We start from the raw sequence: 19,044 nt of genomic DNA on the forward strand, positions 1-19,044 counted from the left end.
TTATTATTTTGTTTTTTCTTCTACGTAGGCAACCAAGTCACCAACTGTTTTCAAGCCTTCTTCAGTTTCGATTTGGATATCAAATGCATCTTCGATTTCTGAAATTACTTGGAACAAATCCAATGAATCTGCTTCAAGATCATCGAAAGTTGACTCAAGTGTAACTTCTGATGGCTCTTTACCAAGTTCCTCAACGATAATTTCTTGTACTTTTTCAAATACTGCCATGGATAGACTCCTTTTAAAAATATATTTTTTATCTATGTGTTTCCACATGATTAACTAAATTGTAACAATAAGCGTGCCCCATGTCAAACCTCCACCGAAACCTGACAATAAAATAGTCTGATCTCCGTTCAGCTTAATCAAGTCCTGTTGGACACACTCAGATAATAAAATCGGGATGCTAGCTGCACTAGTATTGCCATATTCCATCATATTGGCAGGTAGTTTTTCCCGAGAAACTCCGAGTTTCTTAGCCATTTTATCTAAAATTCGGATATTGGCCTGATGCAAGAGCAGATAATCAAGCTCCTCCACTGAAAATGGACTCTCTTCAATGGTATTTTTGATAGACTGTGCCACATCACGAATAGCGAAATCAAAGATTGCTCGGCCTTCCATTTTCAAATAGCGATCATCAACTTGCTTTTCCGAAAACGGAGAGGACAAACCAAGTCCACCACAAGTCAGACTCTGACCTCTCAAGCCATCAGTAAACTGACTTTCAGCCCAAAAATGCTGCTTTTCTGCCGCTTCAAGCAAGACTCCTCCAGCCCCATCACCAAACAAGACTGACGTCGCACGATCCGACCAATCAACGACTTTCGAAAGCGTTTCGCTACCGATGACCAAACCTCTTTGATAGCGACCAGAGGAAATGAACTTTTCTCCAGTTGATAAGGCAAAGATGAAGCCACTGCAAGCTGCCGTCAAGTCAAAAGCAAAAGCCTTGGCAGCTCCAATATTGGCCTGCACCCTAGCTGCAGTTGACGGCATCATAGAATCCGGAGTGATCGTCGCAACAATGATAAAATCAAGCTGATCAGCAGATAGTTGGGCCCTTTCTAGCAATTGCTCAGCAACCTTTGTAGCTAAATCACTGGTTGACTCAGTCCGAGATAAATGTCGCTGTTTGATACCTGTTCGACTTGAGATCCATTCATCACTTGTATCCATAATTTTGGCTAGATCATCATTTGTGACAATCTGCTCTGGAGCATAATGAGCTACTTGAGTAATTCTTGCATAGTTCATTATTTCAACTCCTCTAAAAAATTATACAAGTTCTGCAAACCTTTTTGCATTGCATTTTTTTCTTCTGAGGACATTCCTTCCACTACTTGCATGACCATGCGATTGTGGAAACGTTTATGAAGGCGATACAAGAGCCTCCCCTTCTTAGTCAAACTCAGATGAACTACACGACGGTCAATGGATGAACGGCGACGCTCGATATACCCTTTACGCTCCAAGTTATTCAAGCTGGTTGTGACAGTCCCCAAAGTGACTAACAATTCCTTTGAAATATCGCTTGGAGTCGCATTAGGCATGGTACCAATAACATCAATAGTGTGCATTTCTTTAATAGAGACATCTTTAAATTGACTGCCTCGGAGGCTGGACTCTTCAATAACCAAAACATTATTAAAAATGGATGTTAAATAATCATTGACTAATTGATAATTCAAACCAACACCTCCTTCATAAATACTTTGACATTCAAATTTTATCAGATCTCAAAATAATTTGCAAGTCCTTTTGAAAATTTATTTGATTTTCAAACAATTTTCTTATCCTACAAATCCTTACTTACCTGTAAATTGTGGACGACGCTTCTCAGTATAAGCTTGGACACCTTCTTTGAAGTCCTCAGTGAAAGCAAGAGACTTCTGTAAAGATAACTCCAACTCCGCATATTCTTTCCAACCGCTGAACAGGCTCTTCCAGACCATTTCTTTCATAGCTCTGTAAGAATTCAGCGAACCGCGTTTTAGCTTCTTCAGCAACTGTTCCGTTGTTTTTTCTAGCTTCTCTGCTTCACAGACCTTATAGAGCAAACCATAATCCAGAGCCTTCTCAGCAGTCAAGGCCTCTCCCGTCATGACCAAGTGAGTCGCTCGAGTCACACCAATTGCCCGAGTCAAAAGATAAAGCCCACCGGCATCTGGCGCTAAGCCCACTCCCACAAAAGCTTGAATGAAGCGAGATTTTTCTGTCGCAATGCAGAAATCTGCAGCCACGACCATATTGGCAGCTGCACCAGCAACAGGGCCATCCACACTCATAATAACTGGCTTTGGTAGTCGTTTCATAGCAAAGGAAATGTCATTGACCAGCTCTGCAATTTTTACCAAGGATTGAATATCGTCAGCACTGACAGCTCTTTGCATCTCAGCTAAGTCCCCACCGACAGAAAATACCTTCCCATTGGCATTGATCACTAGAAACTTCACTGCCTCATCATTTGCGGCCAGCTCAATCGCTTCTAAAATCTCCTCACACATAGGGATATTGAAACCATTTGAAACTTCAGGACGATTGAAGGTAATAGTCGCCACTTCATCAACTACCTTATAAAGAATACCATTAAAAGTCATTCTAACTCCATTCCAGACTGGGTAATTACAGTCATTTTATTTCATAATTAAATAATTTGATAGTCAAATTACATTTATTCTAGCATAAAAGATGTAAGAAAGAAAACAAAAACTGGGAAATTTAATTTTATATTCGTTTTTTGCTTATTTTTGCAATAAATTTATATAAAGCGGTGTTTCTGATAGATTTGCAAAATTTTCAGAATTTTGTTATAATTTTTCCTAAATCATGTTTAGGAGTTTCTATGAAAGTTGTAAAATTTGGCGGAAGTTCACTTGCTTCTGCTTCACAATTAGAAAAAGTCTTACATATTGTAAAGTCTGATGCTGAGCGTCGTTTCGTCGTCGTTTCCGCACCAGGAAAAAGAGATGACCAAGATACAAAAGTCACCGATGCCCTGATTAAGTATTATCGCCAGTACATTGCCGGAAATGATGTCTCCAAGGAGCAAAATTGGATTATTAAGCGTTACTCCGATATGGTCTCTGAGCTAGGTCTAAAATCTGCAATTATTGAAAAAATCTCTAAGAGCATCATCTCCCTAGCTACTCTGCCAATTGAAAATAATGAATTTCTTTACGATACTTTCCTAGCAGCTGGTGAAAACAACAATGCTAAGCTCATTGCAGCCTACTTTAACCACAATGGTATTCCGGCTCGCTACGTCCATCCTAGAGAAGCTGGACTAGTGGTTTCAAGCGAACCAGGAAATGCTCGGATCCTTCCTTCAAGCTATGATAAATTGGAAGAACTAATTCATTCCGATGAAGTCCTTGTCATCCCTGGCTTCTTCGGTGTCACTCAAGATGGACAAATCTGTACTTTTTCTCGTGGTGGCTCAGATATTACAGGATCAATTATTGCAGCTGGTGTCAAAGCTGATGTCTATGAAAACTTCACTGATGTAGACGGCATCTTTGCTGCTCACCCTGGGATTATTCATAAGCCACGTTCCATCGCCGAGCTTACTTACCGTGAAATGCGGGAATTAGCCTATGCAGGTTTTACTGTCCTTCACGATGAAGCTCTGCTTCCAGCCTATCGCGGAAAAATTCCACTCGTTATCAAAAATACCAACAATCCAGAGCACCCCGGTACGCGTATCGTCCATAAACATAGCGAAGATCATCCTCCTGTTGTAGGAATCGCTGGTGATTCTGGCTTCGTAAGTATTAATATGTCCAAGTATCTCATGAACCGAGAAGTTGGATTTGGCCGAAAGGCGCTTCAGATTTTGGAAGATTTAAATATCGGTTGGGAGCATATGCCAACAGGAATCGATGATCTTTCCATCATTCTTCGTGAACGTGAATTAACTCCAATCAAAGAAGAAGAAATTCTGCGCCAACTTGTACAAAAGGCAGAAGTAGACTACGCTGAGATTGAGCATGATCTTTCTATCATCATGATTGTCGGCGAAAAAATGAAAAGTCATATCGGGGTAACTGCTACTGCGACTAGAGCTCTTTCTGACAACAAAATCAATATCCAAATGATGTCACAAGGTTCCAGTGAAGTTTCTATCATGTTTGTTGTCAATAAAACCCAAGAAAAAGAGGCCATCCGTGCTTTATATAAAGCATTCTTTGGCAGCTCAGAAAGCAATGAATAAACCGAATAAATAAACAACAAAGACCTAGCTCTATTCAGAGCTAGGCCTTTCCTTATTCTTTCTTGCTTATAAGAAACCTTTTTTCTTTTCCAAGATTAGGTCTTTGACAGATATCAACAGGACAGCTAGCAAAATCATGCCCATACCTACAAAATCAAGCAGATAAAAGCGTTCATTCATAATGACAAAAGCAAAGAAGACCGCTGAAATAGGCTCAATCGAGGCTAAGAGGCTAGATTTGACAGGACCGACCAAGCTTGTTCCCTTCAAAAAGACGGTGTAAGCAAAGATTGTTCCGATGACAATAATGCCGACCAAGGCTAGAAGGATATCCAAATGGACTTGCCACTGATGCTGGAAAATACCGCTGAAAGGAAGGAGCAAGATACCTGCAATGGTCATCCCAATGCCGATAACCAGCATGCTTCCCCACCTTTTAATGAGCTCAATCGGCAACAGAATATATAGCGCGTATGTAAAGGCCGAAAAAACACCTAAAAATGGGCCCTTTGGCGTCATCGAGAGCTGATTGACCTGACCGTGGGTCGCAATTAGAAAGGTTCCTCCGATAGCCAAAATCATAGAGCAAACCTGAGCCACAGTCGGTGTTACTCTGTCTTTGATACAAGTGTATGCCAAAACTCCCACTGGACAGAGATATTGTAAGACCGTTGCTGTTCCTGCATTCGTCTCATGAATGGCCGCTAAATAAGCATATTGATTGATAAATAAGCCTAGAACTGCAAAAATTAAAATGTGTAGAAGAGAGCTCTTGTCCTTCCAAATCTCTTTAAAAGAATCTTTATTTGTCGCATAAGCCAACATCATCAAGACCAAACCCGCTAGCAACAAGCGCACATTGGTCAAGCTCAGTGCCGAAAAACCATGCTCCATCAGATATTGACCACTTGTTCCCGACAACCCCCAAGCAATCCCCGCAACCAAGGTATAAAGGGTTCCCCTTAAAACTTTTGACATCCCAAACCTCTTTCTGTTAGCTTTGATCATTATAACATAAACCATAAAGAAAAATCAGTCTGTTTTGACTGATTTTTTATGATTTAACAGAGCCCAAAAATGGCTAATCCTCTATCTCAAGAAGTAAATAAGGCAAACCTAATATAAAGCCAATAATTCCTAGCATAGCCCGCATTCCAGAAGCTGTAACAAGTACCTTCTGGCCATCTTTCACTTGAATCTTATGCGATTTCATAAAGCTTTGTCCAACCTGTAGTTCAACACTGTTTCCCTCAAAAGTCAACGTTTTACTTTCATCATTCGCAAGTTTATCCACAAGTTGACCATTTAGATATACCGCAACATTTTGGGCAACTCCAACCATACCGGTAGCACGCGTAATGGTAAATTTTGGCATCAGAAACCCCTTTATTTTAACCCAGCCTATCAACAAAAATTCTTCAGTTTATTCTTCAATCCTAGCTGAGTAAAAAGGCAGAAGAAACATTAAAACAATATAAAGAATTAAGAGAATTGCACGCACTAGACCACCAAAGAACAGGCCGAGCAACAAAACTCCTAGACAGATAGAAAAATTCGTAAAATTTGTTTCAACCAGCAAGGTTTGCCCTGCTTTAACTGTCACTGGCTTGGTTCTCATAGGAGCAGCTCCTACACGAACAACAGCTTCTTCTCCCTCAATAGGAAAGGACGCTTCGTCGCCATTCTGGATTGTACCAACCTTTTGACCATTGATTAAAATTGGAAAATTCCCAATGATCCCTACAAAGCCTGTTCCGCGTTTTACTTTAATTTCTGACATAAGGACTCCTTTATTTTTTATCTATTTTACCATAAGTTCCATTAAAATAAAAGGCGAAAACCAGTCTCACGACTGGTTCTCTATTTATTTTTAAAGTTTTTCCAACTCTTCGTTCAGCAGTTTTTGTGCTACTTGTGGGTTGGCTTGTCCCTTGGTAGCCTTCATGAGCTGACCAATCAAGGATTTGGCCGCATTCTTATTGCCACCCTTATAGTCATTGATGGCTTTTTCATTATCCGCAAAGACTTGCTGGATAATAGGAAGAAGTTGAGCAGGGTCTGAAATTTGGATCAATCCTGCTTTCTGTACATACTCTTTAGCAGAGCCACCATTTTTAGCCAGATGGACAAAGACCTTCTTAGCAATCTTAGAGGAAATCGTTCCGTCTGCAATCAGTGCAATCATCTCAGTCAGGTTCTCAGGCGTCAGCTCAATCTCAGAGATGGTCTTACCTTCGGCATTGAGGTATTGAGCCACTTCTCCTTGGAGCCAATTAGAAACAGCCTTAGCGTCACCACCTGCCGCAACAGCTGCTTCAAAAAAGTCTGACACAGCCTTGGTCGCGGTCAGCTGCTTGGCATCGTAGTCAGACAGGCCGTAATCGCCCACATACTTGGCACGACGCTCTTTTGGAAAGGCTGGCAGATTGCTGCGTACTTGCTCAATCCAAGCATCTTCAATCTCAAAGATCGGCAGATCAGGCTCTGGGAAGTAACGGTAGTCCGCTGAACCTTCCTTGACCCGCATAAGCAGAGTTTCGCCAGTTGCTTCATCATAACGACGGGTTTCCTGACGGATTTGACCACCGCTACGTAGGATTTCAGCCTGACGTTTTTCCTCAAAGGCTAGACCCTTGCGGACAAAGTTGAAGGAGTTAAGGTTTTTCAGCTCAGTCTTGGTACCAAACTCTTCCTGACCGTAAGGACGGATAGAAATATTGGCGTCAACCCGCATGGAGCCCTCTTCCATCTTGACATCCGAAATGCCCGTGTACTGGATGATTTCCTTGAGGGCAGTCAGATAGGCATAGGCTTCTTCTGGACTGCGCATATCCGCTTCAGACACAATCTCAATCAGAGGTACCCCTTGGCGGTTGAGGTCCACATAAGAGTAGCCATCGCTGCCGTGGGTATTCTTTCCAGCATCTTCTTCCAAGTGGGCTCGCTCGATACGGATTTTCTTGGTCGTGCCATCTTCTAGTTCAATCTCAATCCAGCCATTGTAGCCAATCGGCTCATCAAACTGAGAAATTTGATAGGCTTTTGGATTGTCCGGATAGAAGTAATTCTTGCGGTCAAAGTGCATTTTCTGGTGAATATCCATGTTCAAAGCCAGAGCAGCTTTGATTCCATAGTCGATGACACCCTTGTTCATAACAGGCAGGACACCTGGGAAGGACCAGTCGATGATATTGGTGTTGGCATTTGGATCTTCACCGAAGTGAGCTGGAGCCGGTGAGAAAATTTTTGAATTGGTCTTCAATTCAACATGGACTTCCAGTCCGATAACTGTTTCAAAGTTCATTATTTTTCACCTCCAAAGATAACTGGCTGCTGTTTGTGGTAGTCAGTCGTCGCTTCAAATGCTGCGGCTGCCTGATAGATGGTCGCTTCATCAAAGTGGTTCCCAATCAGCTGCAAGCCAACTGGAAGACCATCTGCAAAGCCAGCTGGGATTGAAATGCCAGGCAGACCAGCCAGATTGACTGGAATGGTCAAAAGGTCAGCCAGATACATGGCCACTGGATCTTGGTTTTGACTGCCCAAGTCATAAGCTACAGTTGGTGCAGTTGGACCTAAGATCAAATCATATTTTTCAAATACTTTAGCAAAATCTTGCATAATCAAGGTCCGAACCTGACCAGCTTTCTTGAAGTAAGCATCGTAGTAACCAGACGACAAGCTGAATGTCCCCAGCATGATGCGGCGTTTCACCTCTTCACCAAAGCCTTCGCTGCGAGATTTGACATAGACATCTTCTAGATTTTCAATGCCTTCTGCACGATAGCCATAGCGAATGCCATCAAAACGCTGCAGGTTAGAGCTGGCTTCAGAAGAAGCAATAATATAGTAGACTGCCACGCCGTACTTGCTGTGAGGCAGGCTGACTTCTTCAACGATAGCTCCTAGACTTTCCAAGTGCTTGGCTGCTGCCAGAATCGTTTCCTTGACCTTGCTGTCAATTCCCTCACCCATGTATTCCTTAGGCAAGGCAATCTTCATGCCCTTGATGTCTTGGCCAATCTTGCTAGTAAAGTCTGGCACTGCTTCTTGTGATGATGTAGAATCTTTAGGATCATTACCAGAAATAACATTCAGAAGCTGGGCATTTTCCTTAACTGTCTGAGAGAAAGGCCCAATCTGATCTAAAGAGGAACCAAAAGCAATGAGACCAAAACGAGAAACCCGTCCGTAGGTTGGCTTGAGACCAACCACACCGTTAAAGGAAGCAGGCTGGCGAATAGAACCACCCGTATCTGAACCTAGTGATAGACGAACCTGACCAGAGGCAACAGCTGTCGCTGAACCACCAGATGATCCGCCAGGAACCTTGCTGCTATCCCAAGCATTCTTAGTCGTCTTAAAGTAAGAGTTTTCGCTGGATCCACCCATGGCAAACTCGTCCATGTTGGTCTTCCCAACGATAATCATATCCTTACCATAGAGCTTTTCTACACTGGTTGCATCGAAAATCGGCTTATAGTTGTAGAGCATTTTAGATGCAGCCGTCGTCAAGATTCCCTTAGTTGAGATATTGTCCTTAACCGCTAGCGGAATTCCGCTCATGAGATTGTCAGCATCAATGCCCTTGGCATCCAGAGCTGCTGCCTGAGCCAATGCTTCCTCTTCGCTGATAGTGATGAAACTGTCCACGGCAGCTTCACGTTCTTTGATGTCTGCCAAAGTTGCCTGAGTTAACTCTACTGCAGAAATTTCTTTCTTGACCAGCAAATCATGCAGCTCTTCAATGGTCTTGTGATTAAAAGTCATTAGGCATCTCCTCCGTCATCTAGGATGGCAGGCACTTTGATGTAGCCCCGCTCTTTTTCAGGTACATTTTGGAAAAGCTCTTCTCGGTTCCAGCCCGGCTGAGCCACATCTTCTCGCATATAGTTGATGTTAGCTGCCACATTGGAAGTGAAAGGCACACCCTCCGTATCCACTTCATTGAGCAATTCGACCATGTCGACAATTTTAGACAAGGTTGTCGCAAACTCAGCTGTCTCTTCTGGTGAAAAAGCCAGTTTTGACAGTTTTGCAACGTGACTTACTTCTTCTTGAGTAATCTTCATCTCTGATTCCTTTCATAAGATAGGCGAGCCTGAATACCGACCGAAAACGATAAATCCAAGAAAGATCTTTGTTTTCGAGGTATTTAACTCGCATTGTTTTGCTAAGATAGAGGCACCAAGCTCTCGTAGCTGTGACCTCTTTCTTTAACTTCTTCCTGATTTCTTCAGGAATTCGCATCATTTCATTTTACCATATTTCAGGCTAATTCTTCAATTCCAAATACAGTTCTTTGAGCTGTCTTTGGTCCACCAAACTCGGACTTTCCAGCATAGGGTCAAAACCAGTACCATTTTTCGGAAAGGCGATGACTTGGCGGATATTTTCTTCCCCAGCCAAAATCATAACCAAGCGATCTAAGCCTAGAGCCAAGCCGCCGTGTGGTGGGAAGCCGTACTCCAAAGCTTCTAGGAAGAAACCAAAATCCCGCTCATAGTCTTCCCGGCTCATGCCCAATAGCTCAAACATAGCTTCCTGAGCCTTCCGATCATGAATCCGTAGACTCCCACCGCCGATTTCATAGCCATTCAAGACGATGTCGTAGGCATGGCTGCGGAATTGGTCTGGCTCTTGTCCATCTTCAAAGATGCCCTGTGTGAAAGGATGGTGCATGGCTTGATAGCGGTTTTGGTCTTCATTCCACTCCAGCAGCGGCCAATCCACAACCCAGAGGAAATGAAGCAGGCTTGGGTCAATCAAATCTAAAGTTTTTGCGACTTCTAGACGCAGATGTCCCAAAGCTTCCTGAGCCCGACGCTTCTTAGCCATAACTAGCAGGATGAGGTCTCCATCCTTGGCCTCAAAACGTGCTAGTAAATCCTGACTCTCAGCCTCAAAGGTACTAGCCAAATCTCCAACTAACTGGCCATCTTCAACCTTTAGACTGGCGAAACGACTGCAGCCAAATTCCTTCATTTCCTGATAGTAGTGACTCAGCTGTTTCTTACTAAAAGCACTAGCTGCATCTGGCACACAGATTCCCATCACTTCCTCTTGGTTGTCCAAGGCTTTCTTGATAAGAAGCGAGTCATTGGACTGGCACAAATCCGTCAAACTCTTTAGCTCCAGACCAAAGCGCGTATCCGGCTTATCAGAACCAAAGCGGCTCATAGCCTCTTCATAGCTAATCGTCGGAAAAGCTTCCGTCAGCTCTAAACCATGAGTTTTCTTCACAACAGCCTTGAGCATAGCTTCAACCAGAGCTCGGATTTCTTCTTCGCTTGCAAAACTCAGCTCCAAATCTACCTGAGTAAACTCTGGCTGACGATCGCCCCGCAAGTCTTCGTCACGGAAACAACGAACAATCTGATAATAGCGCTCGAGGCCAGCTCCCATCAGCAACTGCTTGAGCATCTGTGGACTCTGTGGCAAGGCGTAGAACTGATTTTTAAAGACCCGACTAGGCACCAAGAAGTCTCTGGCTCCTTCAGGAGTTGACTTGGTCAGATAAGGTGTCTCCACTTCCAAAAAGTCCAAACCGTTCAAATATTCTCGAATGGTTGAGGTGACCTGATGACGAAGTTTGAGGTTATGTGTCATCTTCTCACGACGCAAGTCCAGGTAGCGGTATTTCTGACGCAGATCTTCCCCAGTATGGGCATGCTGGGCCAGTTCAAAAGGCAATGCCTTGCTGCTAGCAATGACCTCAATCTTCTCTGCCCTTAGCTCAACCTGACCAGACTTGATGGACTTATTGACAAAGCGCTCTTCCCGCTGAACGACTTGCCCCGTTACTGAAATAACATCCTCTTTGCCAATGTCTTCCAGCTTAGCAAAATCTTCAATCTCACCGCCAACAAAGACCTGAAGCAAGCCCTCGCGATCCCGCAATTCAATAAAGGCTAGCTTGCCGTGATTGCGGATATTGGCCACCCAGCCAGTTGCGGTCATGGTCTGTCCGACCTGCTCTAAACCGTAGTTTCCGATAAAAATTTCTTTCATATTCTTTCCCTCTCACATCAATTTGTAGCTTCGCCCTGTTGTTCAGGATATTACCACGTTCTTCCATCGTCTTCACTTGAATCGCAGCAAAAGAAAAGGGCCTTCGTCTCTGAAACAGACGAAAGCCGTGGTACCACTGTTATTCGCCGCCCTAAAAGGCAGCCTCTGAGCTCGTAACGTGAGCGACGTTTGTGCTTAATCACACAAAAGATTACGAAACATGTTCTTCGGTTTTTGCTTTCTTGGTGCTGCTCTCAGCTATCAGCACTCTCTGTGCAAGTCAGCAAGCCTACTCTGCTTCTCTTTTACTCTTAAATTGTATCTATTATAGTCGAACCCAGAACATTTTGCAAGTGGTTTAAGGCAAATTTGTGATTTTCCTCTGAAATAGAAGCCACAGCCGTTTCTACAACCTGAATCTGATAACCAAGATTATAAGCATCAATCGCTGTATGCAGGACGCAAATATCCGTCAAGACTCCTGTCAAAATAACTGTATCTACCTTTCTTTCCCGCAGGCGGATATCTAAATCCGTGCCAGAAAAAGCAGAATAATGACGTTTATCCATCCAAAAGACCCGAGGGTCTGCTTGATGCTTCTCATAAAAATCAGCCAAAGGACCATAAAGATTACGACCACTGGTTCCTTTGATATTATGAGGCGGAAATAGCTTGCTTTCTGGATGAAAGGCATCATTCTCATCGTGGGCATCAATAGCAAAGAAGATATAATCGCCTCGGTCAAAAGCTGCCTTAGTTACTTGGGCAATGGCTTCAGAAATTGCCTGTGCTGGCGCTCCTGCTGTCAACTTGCCCTCATCTGCAACAAAATCAACTGTATAATCAATGGAAATCAGTGCTCTTGCCATTAGTAATCCCTCTTTTTAATTTCCTCAAAAACATCTGGAATCAGGACTTTCAGATAAGTTCCCTTCATCCCCAGCGAGCGGCTTTCAATAATCCCCGCACTTTCCAGCTTGCGCAAGGCATTGACAATCACTGAACGGGTAATCCCGATGCGGTCAGCAATGACAGAAGCCGTCAGTTGCCCTTCATTGCCATTGAGCTCGCCCAGAATAGCTGAAACGGCTCTTAGCTCTGAGTAAGACAGGGTATTAACCGCCATGGTCACAGCTGTCCGGCGACGGATGTTCTTCTCGTCCTCTTCCCGCTGGAAGTTAAGCAGCTGGATACCGACCACTGTGCTGGCAATCTCAACCAGAATCAAATCGTCATCCAAAAATTCCTTGTCATTACGCCAGATAATCAATGAGCCTAAGCGAATCCCTGAAACATGAATCGGCGCGATAGTAGTCAAACCATCTGGAAATTCATCCTTGGTTTCCACTGGGAAAATGGTCAAATCGTGAGTTACAGGCAGATTGGCCTCTGTCTCATACACCATGTTTGCTTCTTGGACATATTCTTTGGGGAATGTCTTGTCTTGGAAAAAGGCTTCTACACGATCATTATTTGTCTTGTAGCGCATGAAATAGCCCAAAAGACGGCCCTTGCTGTTGATGATGCAGGCATTGCAATGAATAATATCAGCAAGCTGGCGAGTGATCGCATTGTAAGGAAGTTCTTCCTGAAGTTGCTCCTCTGAACGTTTCAAGATAGAAGTAATCTTCCTTGTTTTTTCTAATAGTTTTGCCATACATTTACCTCGTATTTAGTCTCCTTGATTGTACCATAATCGACCGAAATTTTCAATAATTATCTGAAAATTGTGTATTGAAAAAAAATTCGCTACAATTCTGAAAGATTCAGAATTTAATGATAGCGAAAAAATCACTTCATCAAAAAAACCATTTAAAACAATTCTAAGACGAATTTGTTTTAAACGGTTTATAACTTGTATTTTATGCTTATCTGCGGTATTGGCGTAGGAAGCGTGTCATTTTTTCTTGGATCTGAGCTAGCTCATCTACCCGAGGCAGATAAACGATTCGGAAATGATCTGGATCCTTCCAGTTAAAGCCTCGTCCATGGACAAGAAGGACTTTTTCCTGCTTGAGGAAATCCAAGACAAACTGCTCATCATCATCGATCCGGTACATTTCCCGATCAATTTTCGGGAAGATGTAAAGACCCGCCTTAGGTTTTACTGCAGACAAACCTGGAATATCTTGAATGGCATTGTAAATGAAGTTTCTTTGTTCATAGATACGGCCACCTGGCAAAAGCAATTCATCCACCGACTGGTGACCTCCAAGCGATGTTTGCACAACCTGCTGGGCCAAGACGTTAGAGCACAAGCGCATATTGGACAGCATATTGAGGCCTTCGATATAGCCTTTAACATGCCGTTTAGGACCAGATAGCACCATCCAGCCAACTCGGAAGCCAGCGATACGGTGGGACTTAGACAGACCATTCATGCTGACACAGAAAACATCAGGTGCCAAGCTTGCCACAGGCGTATGCACATGTCCATCCATCACCATGCGGTCATAAATCTCATCCGCAAAAATGATAAGATTGTTCTGGCGAGCAATTTCCACGATCTCTAGCAAAAGTTCCTTAGGATAAAGTGCTCCCGTTGGATTGTTAGGATTGATGATAATGATAGCCTTAGTGTTAGAAGTGATTTTTGACTTGATGTCGTCAATATCTGGATACCATTCTGCCTGCTCATCACAGACATAATGAACCGCATTCCCACCAGCCAGACTAACTGCAGCCGTCCAGAGCGGATAGTCCGGCATTGGTACTAAGACCTCATCTCCATCATCCAAGAGTCCCTGCATAGACATAACAATCAGCTCGCTGACTCCATTTCCAAGATAAATATCATCGATATCAACATTAGGGAAATTTCTGAGCTGGCAATACTGCATAATGGCCTTACGGGCTGAGAAAATCCCCTTAGAATCAGAGTAACCCTCACTATCACGCGCATTCATAATCAAATCATGAATGACCTCGTCTGGAGCGGTAAAGCCAAATTCAGCTGGATTTCCCGTGTTCAGGCGGAGAATTTTCTCTCCATTGGCCCGCATCCGCATCGCTTCATCCAAAACTGGCCCACGAATATCATAGGCTACATGCTCCAGTTTACTGGACTTATTAAATTCTTTCATCCTATTTTCCTCAATTCATCTGAATGATTTTATTATACCATCAGAAAAAAAGATTGACAATCAGGAAGAATCTAAGAAAGCTCCATTCAACTAAAATAAGGCTTATAACTTAGGAAAATACACTTGTCCATCATGATAATTTCACTTGATTTCTGAATTTCATTTGCAGCTTTACTTTTTTTCTGAAAAGGTTTACAATATAAGTGAAGATATAAGAAGCTCGAATCTAGTATTCGACAAAAGATGGAGGTAGCTTTATGACTCAACAAAAATATGAAAATATCATGGTCGCTGTTGACGGCTCTCGCGAAGCAGAACTCGCTTTTGAAAAAGGTGTTAATGTAGCGCTGAGAAATGCTTCTCGTTTGACAATTGCTCATGTGATTGATACCCGGGCTCTCCAAAGCGTCTCAACATTTGACGCTGAGGTCTACGAAGATCTCCAAGAAGAAGCACAAAAGTTGATGACAGAGTACAAGGAAAAGGCGCAAAAAGCTGGGGTCAAATACGTCGATATCGTCATTGAATTGGGCAATCCCAAAACCCTCCTGTCAACTGACATTCCTGACGAACACAAGGTTGATTTGATTATGGTCGGGGCTACTGGTCTAAATGCCTTTGAACGCCTCCTAGTCGGCTCATCATCCGAATATATCCTCCGCCACGCTAAAGTGGACTTACTGGTCGTTCGTGACAAAGAAAAAACATTCTAAAATATCTAGTAGGCAGCTGCGATAGCTATGCCCTACTTCCCTCATAACTATAAGTTAAAATCCCTCATTAGGTTAGCCTAGTGAGGGATTTGTGTTTTAGAAGGATAAAAATCTTATTTCAGCTTGCCTTTTAAATACTGACCAGTATAGCTGGCTGGATTGGCCGCGACTTCTTCTGGTGTACCCGTCGCAATAATCGTACCACCACCGACACCGCCTTCTGGGCCTAGGTCGATGATATGGTCAGCTGTCTTGATAACATCCAGATTGTGCTCGATGACGAGAACTGTATTGCCATCATCCACGAAGCGGGCTAAAACCTTAAGCAAACGAGCAATGTCCTCTGTATGAAGCCCTGTCGTCGGCTCATCCAAGATATAGAAGGACTTACCAGTTGAGCGCTTGTGAAGCTCGCTGGCCAGCTTCATCCGCTGGGCTTCACCACCTGACAAGGTCGTAGCTGGCTGCCCTAGGGTCACATAGCCTAGTCCCACATCCTTGATGGTCTGGAGTTTGCGGGCAATTTTCGGAATATGCTGGAAGAATTCCACCGCATCATTGACTGTCATGTCCAGAACCTGAGCGATATTCTTCTCCTTGTAGTGGACTTCCAGAGTCTCACTATTATAGCGAGTGCCGTGGCAGACCTCGCAGGCCACATAGACATCAGGCAGGAAGTGCATCTCAATCTTGATAATCCCATCACCCGAGCAGGCCTCACAGCGACCGCCCTTGACGTTAAAGCTGAAACGGCCTTTCTTGTAGCCGCGAATCTTGGCTTCATTGGTCTTGGCAAACAGATCGCGAATATCGTCAAATACTCCAGTATATGTAGCCGGATTAGAGCGCGGTGTCCGGCCAATCGGACTTTGGTCAATATCAATCAGTCTGTCCACATGCTCAATGCCGCTGATTTTCTTGAACTTACCTGGCTTAGCAGAGTTGCGGTTGAGTTTTTGAGCAATAGCCTTTTTAAGGATAGAGTTGACCAGCGTTGACTTACCGGATCCAGACACTCCTGTCACAGCGATGAATTTGCCCAAGGGGAATTTAGCTGAGATATTCTGCAAGTTATTCTCCTGAGCCCCTGTCACTTCAATAAAGCGGCTATTTCCTACACGGCGGTCCAATGGTACTGGAATCTCGCGCTTACCTGACAAGTATTGGCCTGTGATAGATTTCTTGCTCTTGGCCACCTGTGCAGGAGTGCCGGCCGCGACGATTTCACCGCCGAAAACACCGGCTCCTGGTCCCACATCAATCAGCCAGTCAGCCTCCCGCATGGTGTCCTCATCATGCTCAACCACGATTAAAGTATTGCCCAGGTCGCGCATCTTCTTGAGGCTGGCAATTAGGCGGTCATTGTCACGCTGGTGCAAGCCAATCGAGGGCTCGTCCAGGATATAGAGGACGCCACTCAAGTTAGAACCGATCTGAGTCGCCAAGCGAATCCGCTGGCTCTCACCTCCTGATAGAGTCCCAGCCGAGCGAGACAGGGTCAAGTAATTAAGACCAACATTATTAAGGAAGGTCAGTCGGTCATGAATTTCTTTGAGAATAGGGCGCGCAATCGTAGCTTCATTATCAGTCAAGCTAAGCTTGTCCAACTGAAGCAAATGATCTGAAATAGACAAGTCTGAAATCTCACCGATATGCAAGCCATCTTCGCCGCCAACCTTGACAGACAAGGCCTGAGGGCTGAGTCGATAGCCATGACAAGCTGCACAAGTCAGCTCATTCATATATGTTTGCATCTGCGTCCGAGTAAAATCACTATTGGTTTCATGGTAACGACGGTTGATATTGGTGACAACCCCCTCAAAAGGAATATCAATATCGCGCACGCCGCCAAATTCATTTTCATAGTGGAAATGGAACTCCCGTCCATCTGAGCCAAAGAAAATCAGCTGTTTTTCTTCCTCCGTCAGCTCCTCAAAAGGCTTGTCCATATCAATGCCAAAGGCTGCCATAGCCTGCTCCAGCATCTGTGGATAGTAGTTGGAGGAAATGGGATTCCAAGGCGCTAGCGCTCCTTCGCGCAAAGTTTTGCTAGAATCTGGCACGACCACATCTAGATCCACTTCCAGCTTAACTCCCAGACCATCACAATCTGGACAAGAGCCAAAAGGCGCATTGAAAGAGAAGAGGCGTGGCTCTAGCTCTGGCACTGTAAAACCACAGACTGGACAGGCATAGTGCTCAGAAAAGAGCAGCTCTTGACCGTCCATGGTATCAATCACCACATAGCCCTCAGCAATCCGCAGAGCTGCTTCAACCGAGTCAAAGAGGCGGCTGCGCACCCCTTCCTTGATGACAATTCTGTCTACCACGACTTCAATATCATGCTGCTTGCTCTTAGAAAGCTCTGGCACTTCTGTTACATCGTAGACATCCCCATCCACGCGCACCCGGACATAGCCGTCTTTCTGAATCTTGTCAAAAACGGTCTTATGTTGTCCCTTTTTCTTGCGAATGACCGGCGCTAAAATCTGTAATCGCTGACGCTCTGGCAATTCTAAAACCTTGTCGACAATCTGCTCAACAGACGAGGCCTTAATAGCTCCATGTCCATTGACACAGTAGGGCGTTCCAACACGGGCATAGAGCAGCCGTAGGTAGTCATTGATTTCGGTGGCTGTTCCCACAGTTGAGCGGGGATTTTTGCTGGTCGTCTTCTGGTCGATGGAAATAGCCGGGCTAAGACCATCTATCGAATCAACATCCGGTTTTTCCATATTGCCCAAAAACTGCCGAGCATAGGCCGACAGACTCTCCACATAGCGGCGCTGCCCTTCTGCATAGAGGGTATCAAAAGCCAGACTAGACTTACCTGAACCAGACAGACCAGTCACCACGACCAGCTTGTCTCGGGGGATTTCTACATCAATATTTTTTAAATTATGAGCTCGCGCTCCATGAATCACAATTTTATCTTGCATCTCTTCCACACTTTACCTTTAAACTTCTTCTATTATAGCAAATTTTTCTGCAAACTTTTTCCCAAAAGACTAGAATTTGTAGTATAATAAGACGGTGCTTATAAACGATTCTAGGAGGAGATATGAAGCAAGTATTTTTATCAACAACAACCGAGTTCAAGGAGATTGATACACTTGAATCGGGAACTTGGATAAACATGGTCAATCCTTCCCAAAATGAATCTTTAGAAATCGCAAACGCCTTTGGCATTGACATAGCTGACCTACGAGCACCACTCGATGCCGAGGAAATGTCTCGGGTCACCATCGAGGATGAATACACACTGATCATCGTAGACGTACCCATCACTGAGGAGCGGAATAACCAGACTTACTATGTCACTATCCCGCTTGGTATTATCATCACAGAAGAAGCTATCATCACGACTTGCTTGGAAAAGCTGCCCCTGCTGGATATCTTTATCCACCGTCGCTTGCGTAACTTTTATACTTTCATGCGGTCACGTTTTATCTTTCAGATTCTCTATCGCAATGCCGAGCTATATCTGACAGCCCTGCGTTCCATTGACCGCAAGAGTGAGCAGATTGAAAGCCAGCTGCACCAATCAACTCGAAATGAAGAACTGATTGAGCTCATGGAGCTGGAAAAGACCATCGTCTATTTCAAAGCCTCCCTCAAGACAAATGAGCGCGTAATCAAAAAATTGACCAGCGCTACCAGCAATATCAAAAAATATCTGGAAGATGAGGATTTGCTGGAGGATACCCTGATTGAGACCCAGCAGGCCATCGAGATGGCTGATATTTATGGAAATATCCTCCACAGCATGACAGATACTTTTGCTTCTATTATTTCCAACAACCAAAATAATGTCATGAAGACACTGGCCTTAGTAACCGTTGTTATGTCCATCCCGACCATGCTTTTCTCAGCCTATGGGATGAACTTCAAAGATAATGAACTGCCTCTAAATGGCGAGCCACATGCCTTCTGGATTATCATGTTTATCGCCTTTGCTCTGAGTGGCTCTCTGACCCTCTACCTCTTCCATAAAAAATTATTCTAACCACCAGAAAGGACTCAC

The 19,044-nt window shown here is 44.0% G+C and carries 18 protein-coding genes; 3 read left to right on the top strand and 15 right to left on the bottom strand.

What is annotated here, in order from left to right; all coding sequences use genetic code 11:
• Window positions 1-3: 3 nt before the first annotated feature.
• The 4 genes from D8797_RS01270 to fabM all read right to left on the bottom strand — a co-directional run bounded on the left by D8797_RS01270 (window position 4) and on the right by fabM (window position 2,600).
• Complete coding sequence (locus tag D8797_RS01270; protein ID WP_005591706.1) at window positions 4-228, bottom strand: acyl carrier protein; 225 nt, start codon at window positions 226-228, stop codon at window positions 4-6.
• A gap of 54 nt (window positions 229-282) precedes the next feature.
• Window positions 283-1,257, bottom strand: coding sequence for a beta-ketoacyl-ACP synthase III (locus D8797_RS01275; protein ID WP_125378955.1), 975 nt, complete (start codon window positions 1,255-1,257; stop codon window positions 283-285).
• Window positions 1,257-1,691 carry a fatty acid biosynthesis transcriptional regulator FabT gene (gene fabT / locus D8797_RS01280; protein ID WP_045500607.1) on the bottom strand — a complete coding sequence of 145 codons (435 nt, stop codon included), beginning with the start codon at window positions 1,689-1,691 and terminating at the stop codon, window positions 1,257-1,259. Before fabT ends, D8797_RS01275 begins: the two co-directional genes overlap by 1 nt.
• Before the next feature lie 117 nt (window positions 1,692-1,808).
• Window positions 1,809-2,600: a trans-2-decenoyl-ACP isomerase gene (gene fabM, locus D8797_RS01285; RefSeq protein WP_048763491.1), complete on the bottom strand. Its 792-nt coding sequence runs from the start codon at window positions 2,598-2,600 to the stop codon at window positions 1,809-1,811.
• A 245-nt stretch (window positions 2,601-2,845) separates the two neighbouring features.
• Between fabM and D8797_RS01290 the strand changes: the two genes are divergently transcribed.
• On the top strand, window positions 2,846-4,213 hold the full coding sequence (locus tag D8797_RS01290; RefSeq protein ID WP_125378956.1) for an aspartate kinase: 1,368 nt from the start codon (window positions 2,846-2,848) through the stop codon (window positions 4,211-4,213).
• 66 nt (window positions 4,214-4,279) lie between these two features.
• Here D8797_RS01290 and D8797_RS01295 read toward each other — a convergent pair whose 3' ends face one another.
• The 10 genes from D8797_RS01295 to D8797_RS01340 form a co-directional block, all read right to left on the bottom strand.
• Window positions 4,280-5,191 (bottom strand): DMT family transporter, encoded by a 912-nt coding sequence (locus D8797_RS01295; protein WP_125378957.1) that lies wholly within the window; start codon window positions 5,189-5,191, stop codon window positions 4,280-4,282.
• Between the two features lie 103 nt (window positions 5,192-5,294).
• Entirely contained in the window at window positions 5,295-5,588 is a 294-nt protein-coding gene (locus tag D8797_RS01300; RefSeq protein ID WP_125378958.1) for a hypothetical protein, read from the bottom strand.
• Between the two features lie 48 nt (window positions 5,589-5,636).
• Window positions 5,637-5,993, bottom strand: coding sequence for a hypothetical protein (locus tag D8797_RS01305; protein WP_125378959.1), 357 nt, complete (start codon window positions 5,991-5,993; stop codon window positions 5,637-5,639).
• A gap of 90 nt (window positions 5,994-6,083) precedes the next feature.
• Window positions 6,084-7,517 (bottom strand): Asp-tRNA(Asn)/Glu-tRNA(Gln) amidotransferase subunit GatB, encoded by a 1,434-nt coding sequence (gene gatB / locus D8797_RS01310; RefSeq protein WP_125378960.1) that lies wholly within the window; start codon window positions 7,515-7,517, stop codon window positions 6,084-6,086.
• Window positions 7,517-8,983 carry an Asp-tRNA(Asn)/Glu-tRNA(Gln) amidotransferase subunit GatA gene (gene gatA, locus D8797_RS01315; RefSeq protein ID WP_062003963.1) on the bottom strand — a complete coding sequence of 489 codons (1,467 nt, stop codon included), beginning with the start codon at window positions 8,981-8,983 and terminating at the stop codon, window positions 7,517-7,519. Before gatA ends, gatB begins: the two co-directional genes overlap by 1 nt.
• Window positions 8,983-9,285: an Asp-tRNA(Asn)/Glu-tRNA(Gln) amidotransferase subunit GatC gene (gene gatC, locus D8797_RS01320; RefSeq protein WP_005591696.1), complete on the bottom strand. Its 303-nt coding sequence runs from the start codon at window positions 9,283-9,285 to the stop codon at window positions 8,983-8,985. Before gatC ends, gatA begins: the two co-directional genes overlap by 1 nt.
• Window positions 9,286-9,487: 202 nt before the next feature.
• Window positions 9,488-11,224 (bottom strand): aspartate--tRNA ligase, encoded by a 1,737-nt coding sequence (gene aspS / locus D8797_RS01325; protein WP_125378961.1) that lies wholly within the window; start codon window positions 11,222-11,224, stop codon window positions 9,488-9,490.
• A 311-nt stretch (window positions 11,225-11,535) separates the two neighbouring features.
• Complete coding sequence (locus D8797_RS01330) at window positions 11,536-12,093, bottom strand: cysteine hydrolase family protein (RefSeq protein WP_125378962.1); 558 nt, start codon at window positions 12,091-12,093, stop codon at window positions 11,536-11,538.
• Window positions 12,093-12,881, bottom strand: a complete 789-nt coding sequence (gene codY / locus D8797_RS01335; RefSeq protein WP_005591692.1) for a GTP-sensing pleiotropic transcriptional regulator CodY — start codon at window positions 12,879-12,881, stop codon at window positions 12,093-12,095. Before codY ends, D8797_RS01330 begins: the two co-directional genes overlap by 1 nt.
• Window positions 12,882-13,092: 211 nt before the next feature.
• Complete coding sequence (locus D8797_RS01340; RefSeq protein ID WP_048763466.1) at window positions 13,093-14,307, bottom strand: pyridoxal phosphate-dependent aminotransferase; 1,215 nt, start codon at window positions 14,305-14,307, stop codon at window positions 13,093-13,095.
• Window positions 14,308-14,564: 257 nt separating this feature from the next.
• Here D8797_RS01340 and D8797_RS01345 point away from each other — a divergent pair, with 257 nt between their 5' ends.
• On the top strand, window positions 14,565-15,020 hold the full coding sequence (locus D8797_RS01345; protein ID WP_048763464.1) for a universal stress protein: 456 nt from the start codon (window positions 14,565-14,567) through the stop codon (window positions 15,018-15,020).
• A gap of 113 nt (window positions 15,021-15,133) precedes the next feature.
• Here D8797_RS01345 and uvrA read toward each other — a convergent pair whose 3' ends face one another.
• A complete protein-coding gene (gene uvrA / locus D8797_RS01350; protein ID WP_125378963.1) occupies window positions 15,134-17,959 on the bottom strand; it encodes an excinuclease ABC subunit UvrA in 2,826 nt (941 codons plus the stop codon).
• Between the two features lie 122 nt (window positions 17,960-18,081).
• Between uvrA and D8797_RS01355 the strand changes: the two genes are divergently transcribed.
• Window positions 18,082-19,026 (top strand): magnesium transporter CorA family protein, encoded by a 945-nt coding sequence (locus tag D8797_RS01355; RefSeq protein WP_125378964.1) that lies wholly within the window; start codon window positions 18,082-18,084, stop codon window positions 19,024-19,026.
• Window positions 19,027-19,044 lie beyond the last annotated feature (18 nt).

This window comes from Streptococcus cristatus (genome assembly GCF_003944225.1).
GTDB lineage: Bacteria > Bacillota > Bacilli > Lactobacillales > Streptococcaceae > Streptococcus > Streptococcus cristatus_K.

Coding starts and splice junctions, on each gene's coding strand:
- D8797_RS01270 (WP_005591706.1), bottom strand. CDS start 228: ATGGCAGTATTTGAAAAAGTACAAGAAATTATCGTTGAGGAACTTGGT.
- D8797_RS01275 (WP_125378955.1), bottom strand. CDS start 1,257: ATGAACTATGCAAGAATTACTCAAGTAGCTCATTATGCTCCAGAGCAG.
- fabM (WP_048763491.1), bottom strand. CDS start 2,600: ATGACTTTTAATGGTATTCTTTATAAGGTAGTTGATGAAGTGGCGACT.
- D8797_RS01290 (WP_125378956.1), top strand. CDS start 2,846: ATGAAAGTTGTAAAATTTGGCGGAAGTTCACTTGCTTCTGCTTCACAA.
- D8797_RS01295 (WP_125378957.1), bottom strand. CDS start 5,191: ATGTCAAAAGTTTTAAGGGGAACCCTTTATACCTTGGTTGCGGGGATT.
- D8797_RS01300 (WP_125378958.1), bottom strand. CDS start 5,588: ATGCCAAAATTTACCATTACGCGTGCTACCGGTATGGTTGGAGTTGCC.
- D8797_RS01305 (WP_125378959.1), bottom strand. CDS start 5,993: ATGTCAGAAATTAAAGTAAAACGCGGAACAGGCTTTGTAGGGATCATT.
- gatB (WP_125378960.1), bottom strand. CDS start 7,517: ATGAACTTTGAAACAGTTATCGGACTGGAAGTCCATGTTGAATTGAAG.
- gatA (WP_062003963.1), bottom strand. CDS start 8,983: ATGACTTTTAATCACAAGACCATTGAAGAGCTGCATGATTTGCTGGTC.
- gatC (WP_005591696.1), bottom strand. CDS start 9,285: ATGAAGATTACTCAAGAAGAAGTAAGTCACGTTGCAAAACTGTCAAAA.
- aspS (WP_125378961.1), bottom strand. CDS start 11,224: ATGAAAGAAATTTTTATCGGAAACTACGGTTTAGAGCAGGTCGGACAG.
- D8797_RS01330 (WP_125378962.1), bottom strand. CDS start 12,093: ATGGCAAGAGCACTGATTTCCATTGATTATACAGTTGATTTTGTTGCA.
- codY (WP_005591692.1), bottom strand. CDS start 12,881: ATGGCAAAACTATTAGAAAAAACAAGGAAGATTACTTCTATCTTGAAA.
- D8797_RS01340 (WP_048763466.1), bottom strand. CDS start 14,307: ATGAAAGAATTTAATAAGTCCAGTAAACTGGAGCATGTAGCCTATGAT.
- D8797_RS01345 (WP_048763464.1), top strand. CDS start 14,565: ATGACTCAACAAAAATATGAAAATATCATGGTCGCTGTTGACGGCTCT.
- uvrA (WP_125378963.1), bottom strand. CDS start 17,959: ATGCAAGATAAAATTGTGATTCATGGAGCGCGAGCTCATAATTTAAAA.
- D8797_RS01355 (WP_125378964.1), top strand. CDS start 18,082: ATGAAGCAAGTATTTTTATCAACAACAACCGAGTTCAAGGAGATTGAT.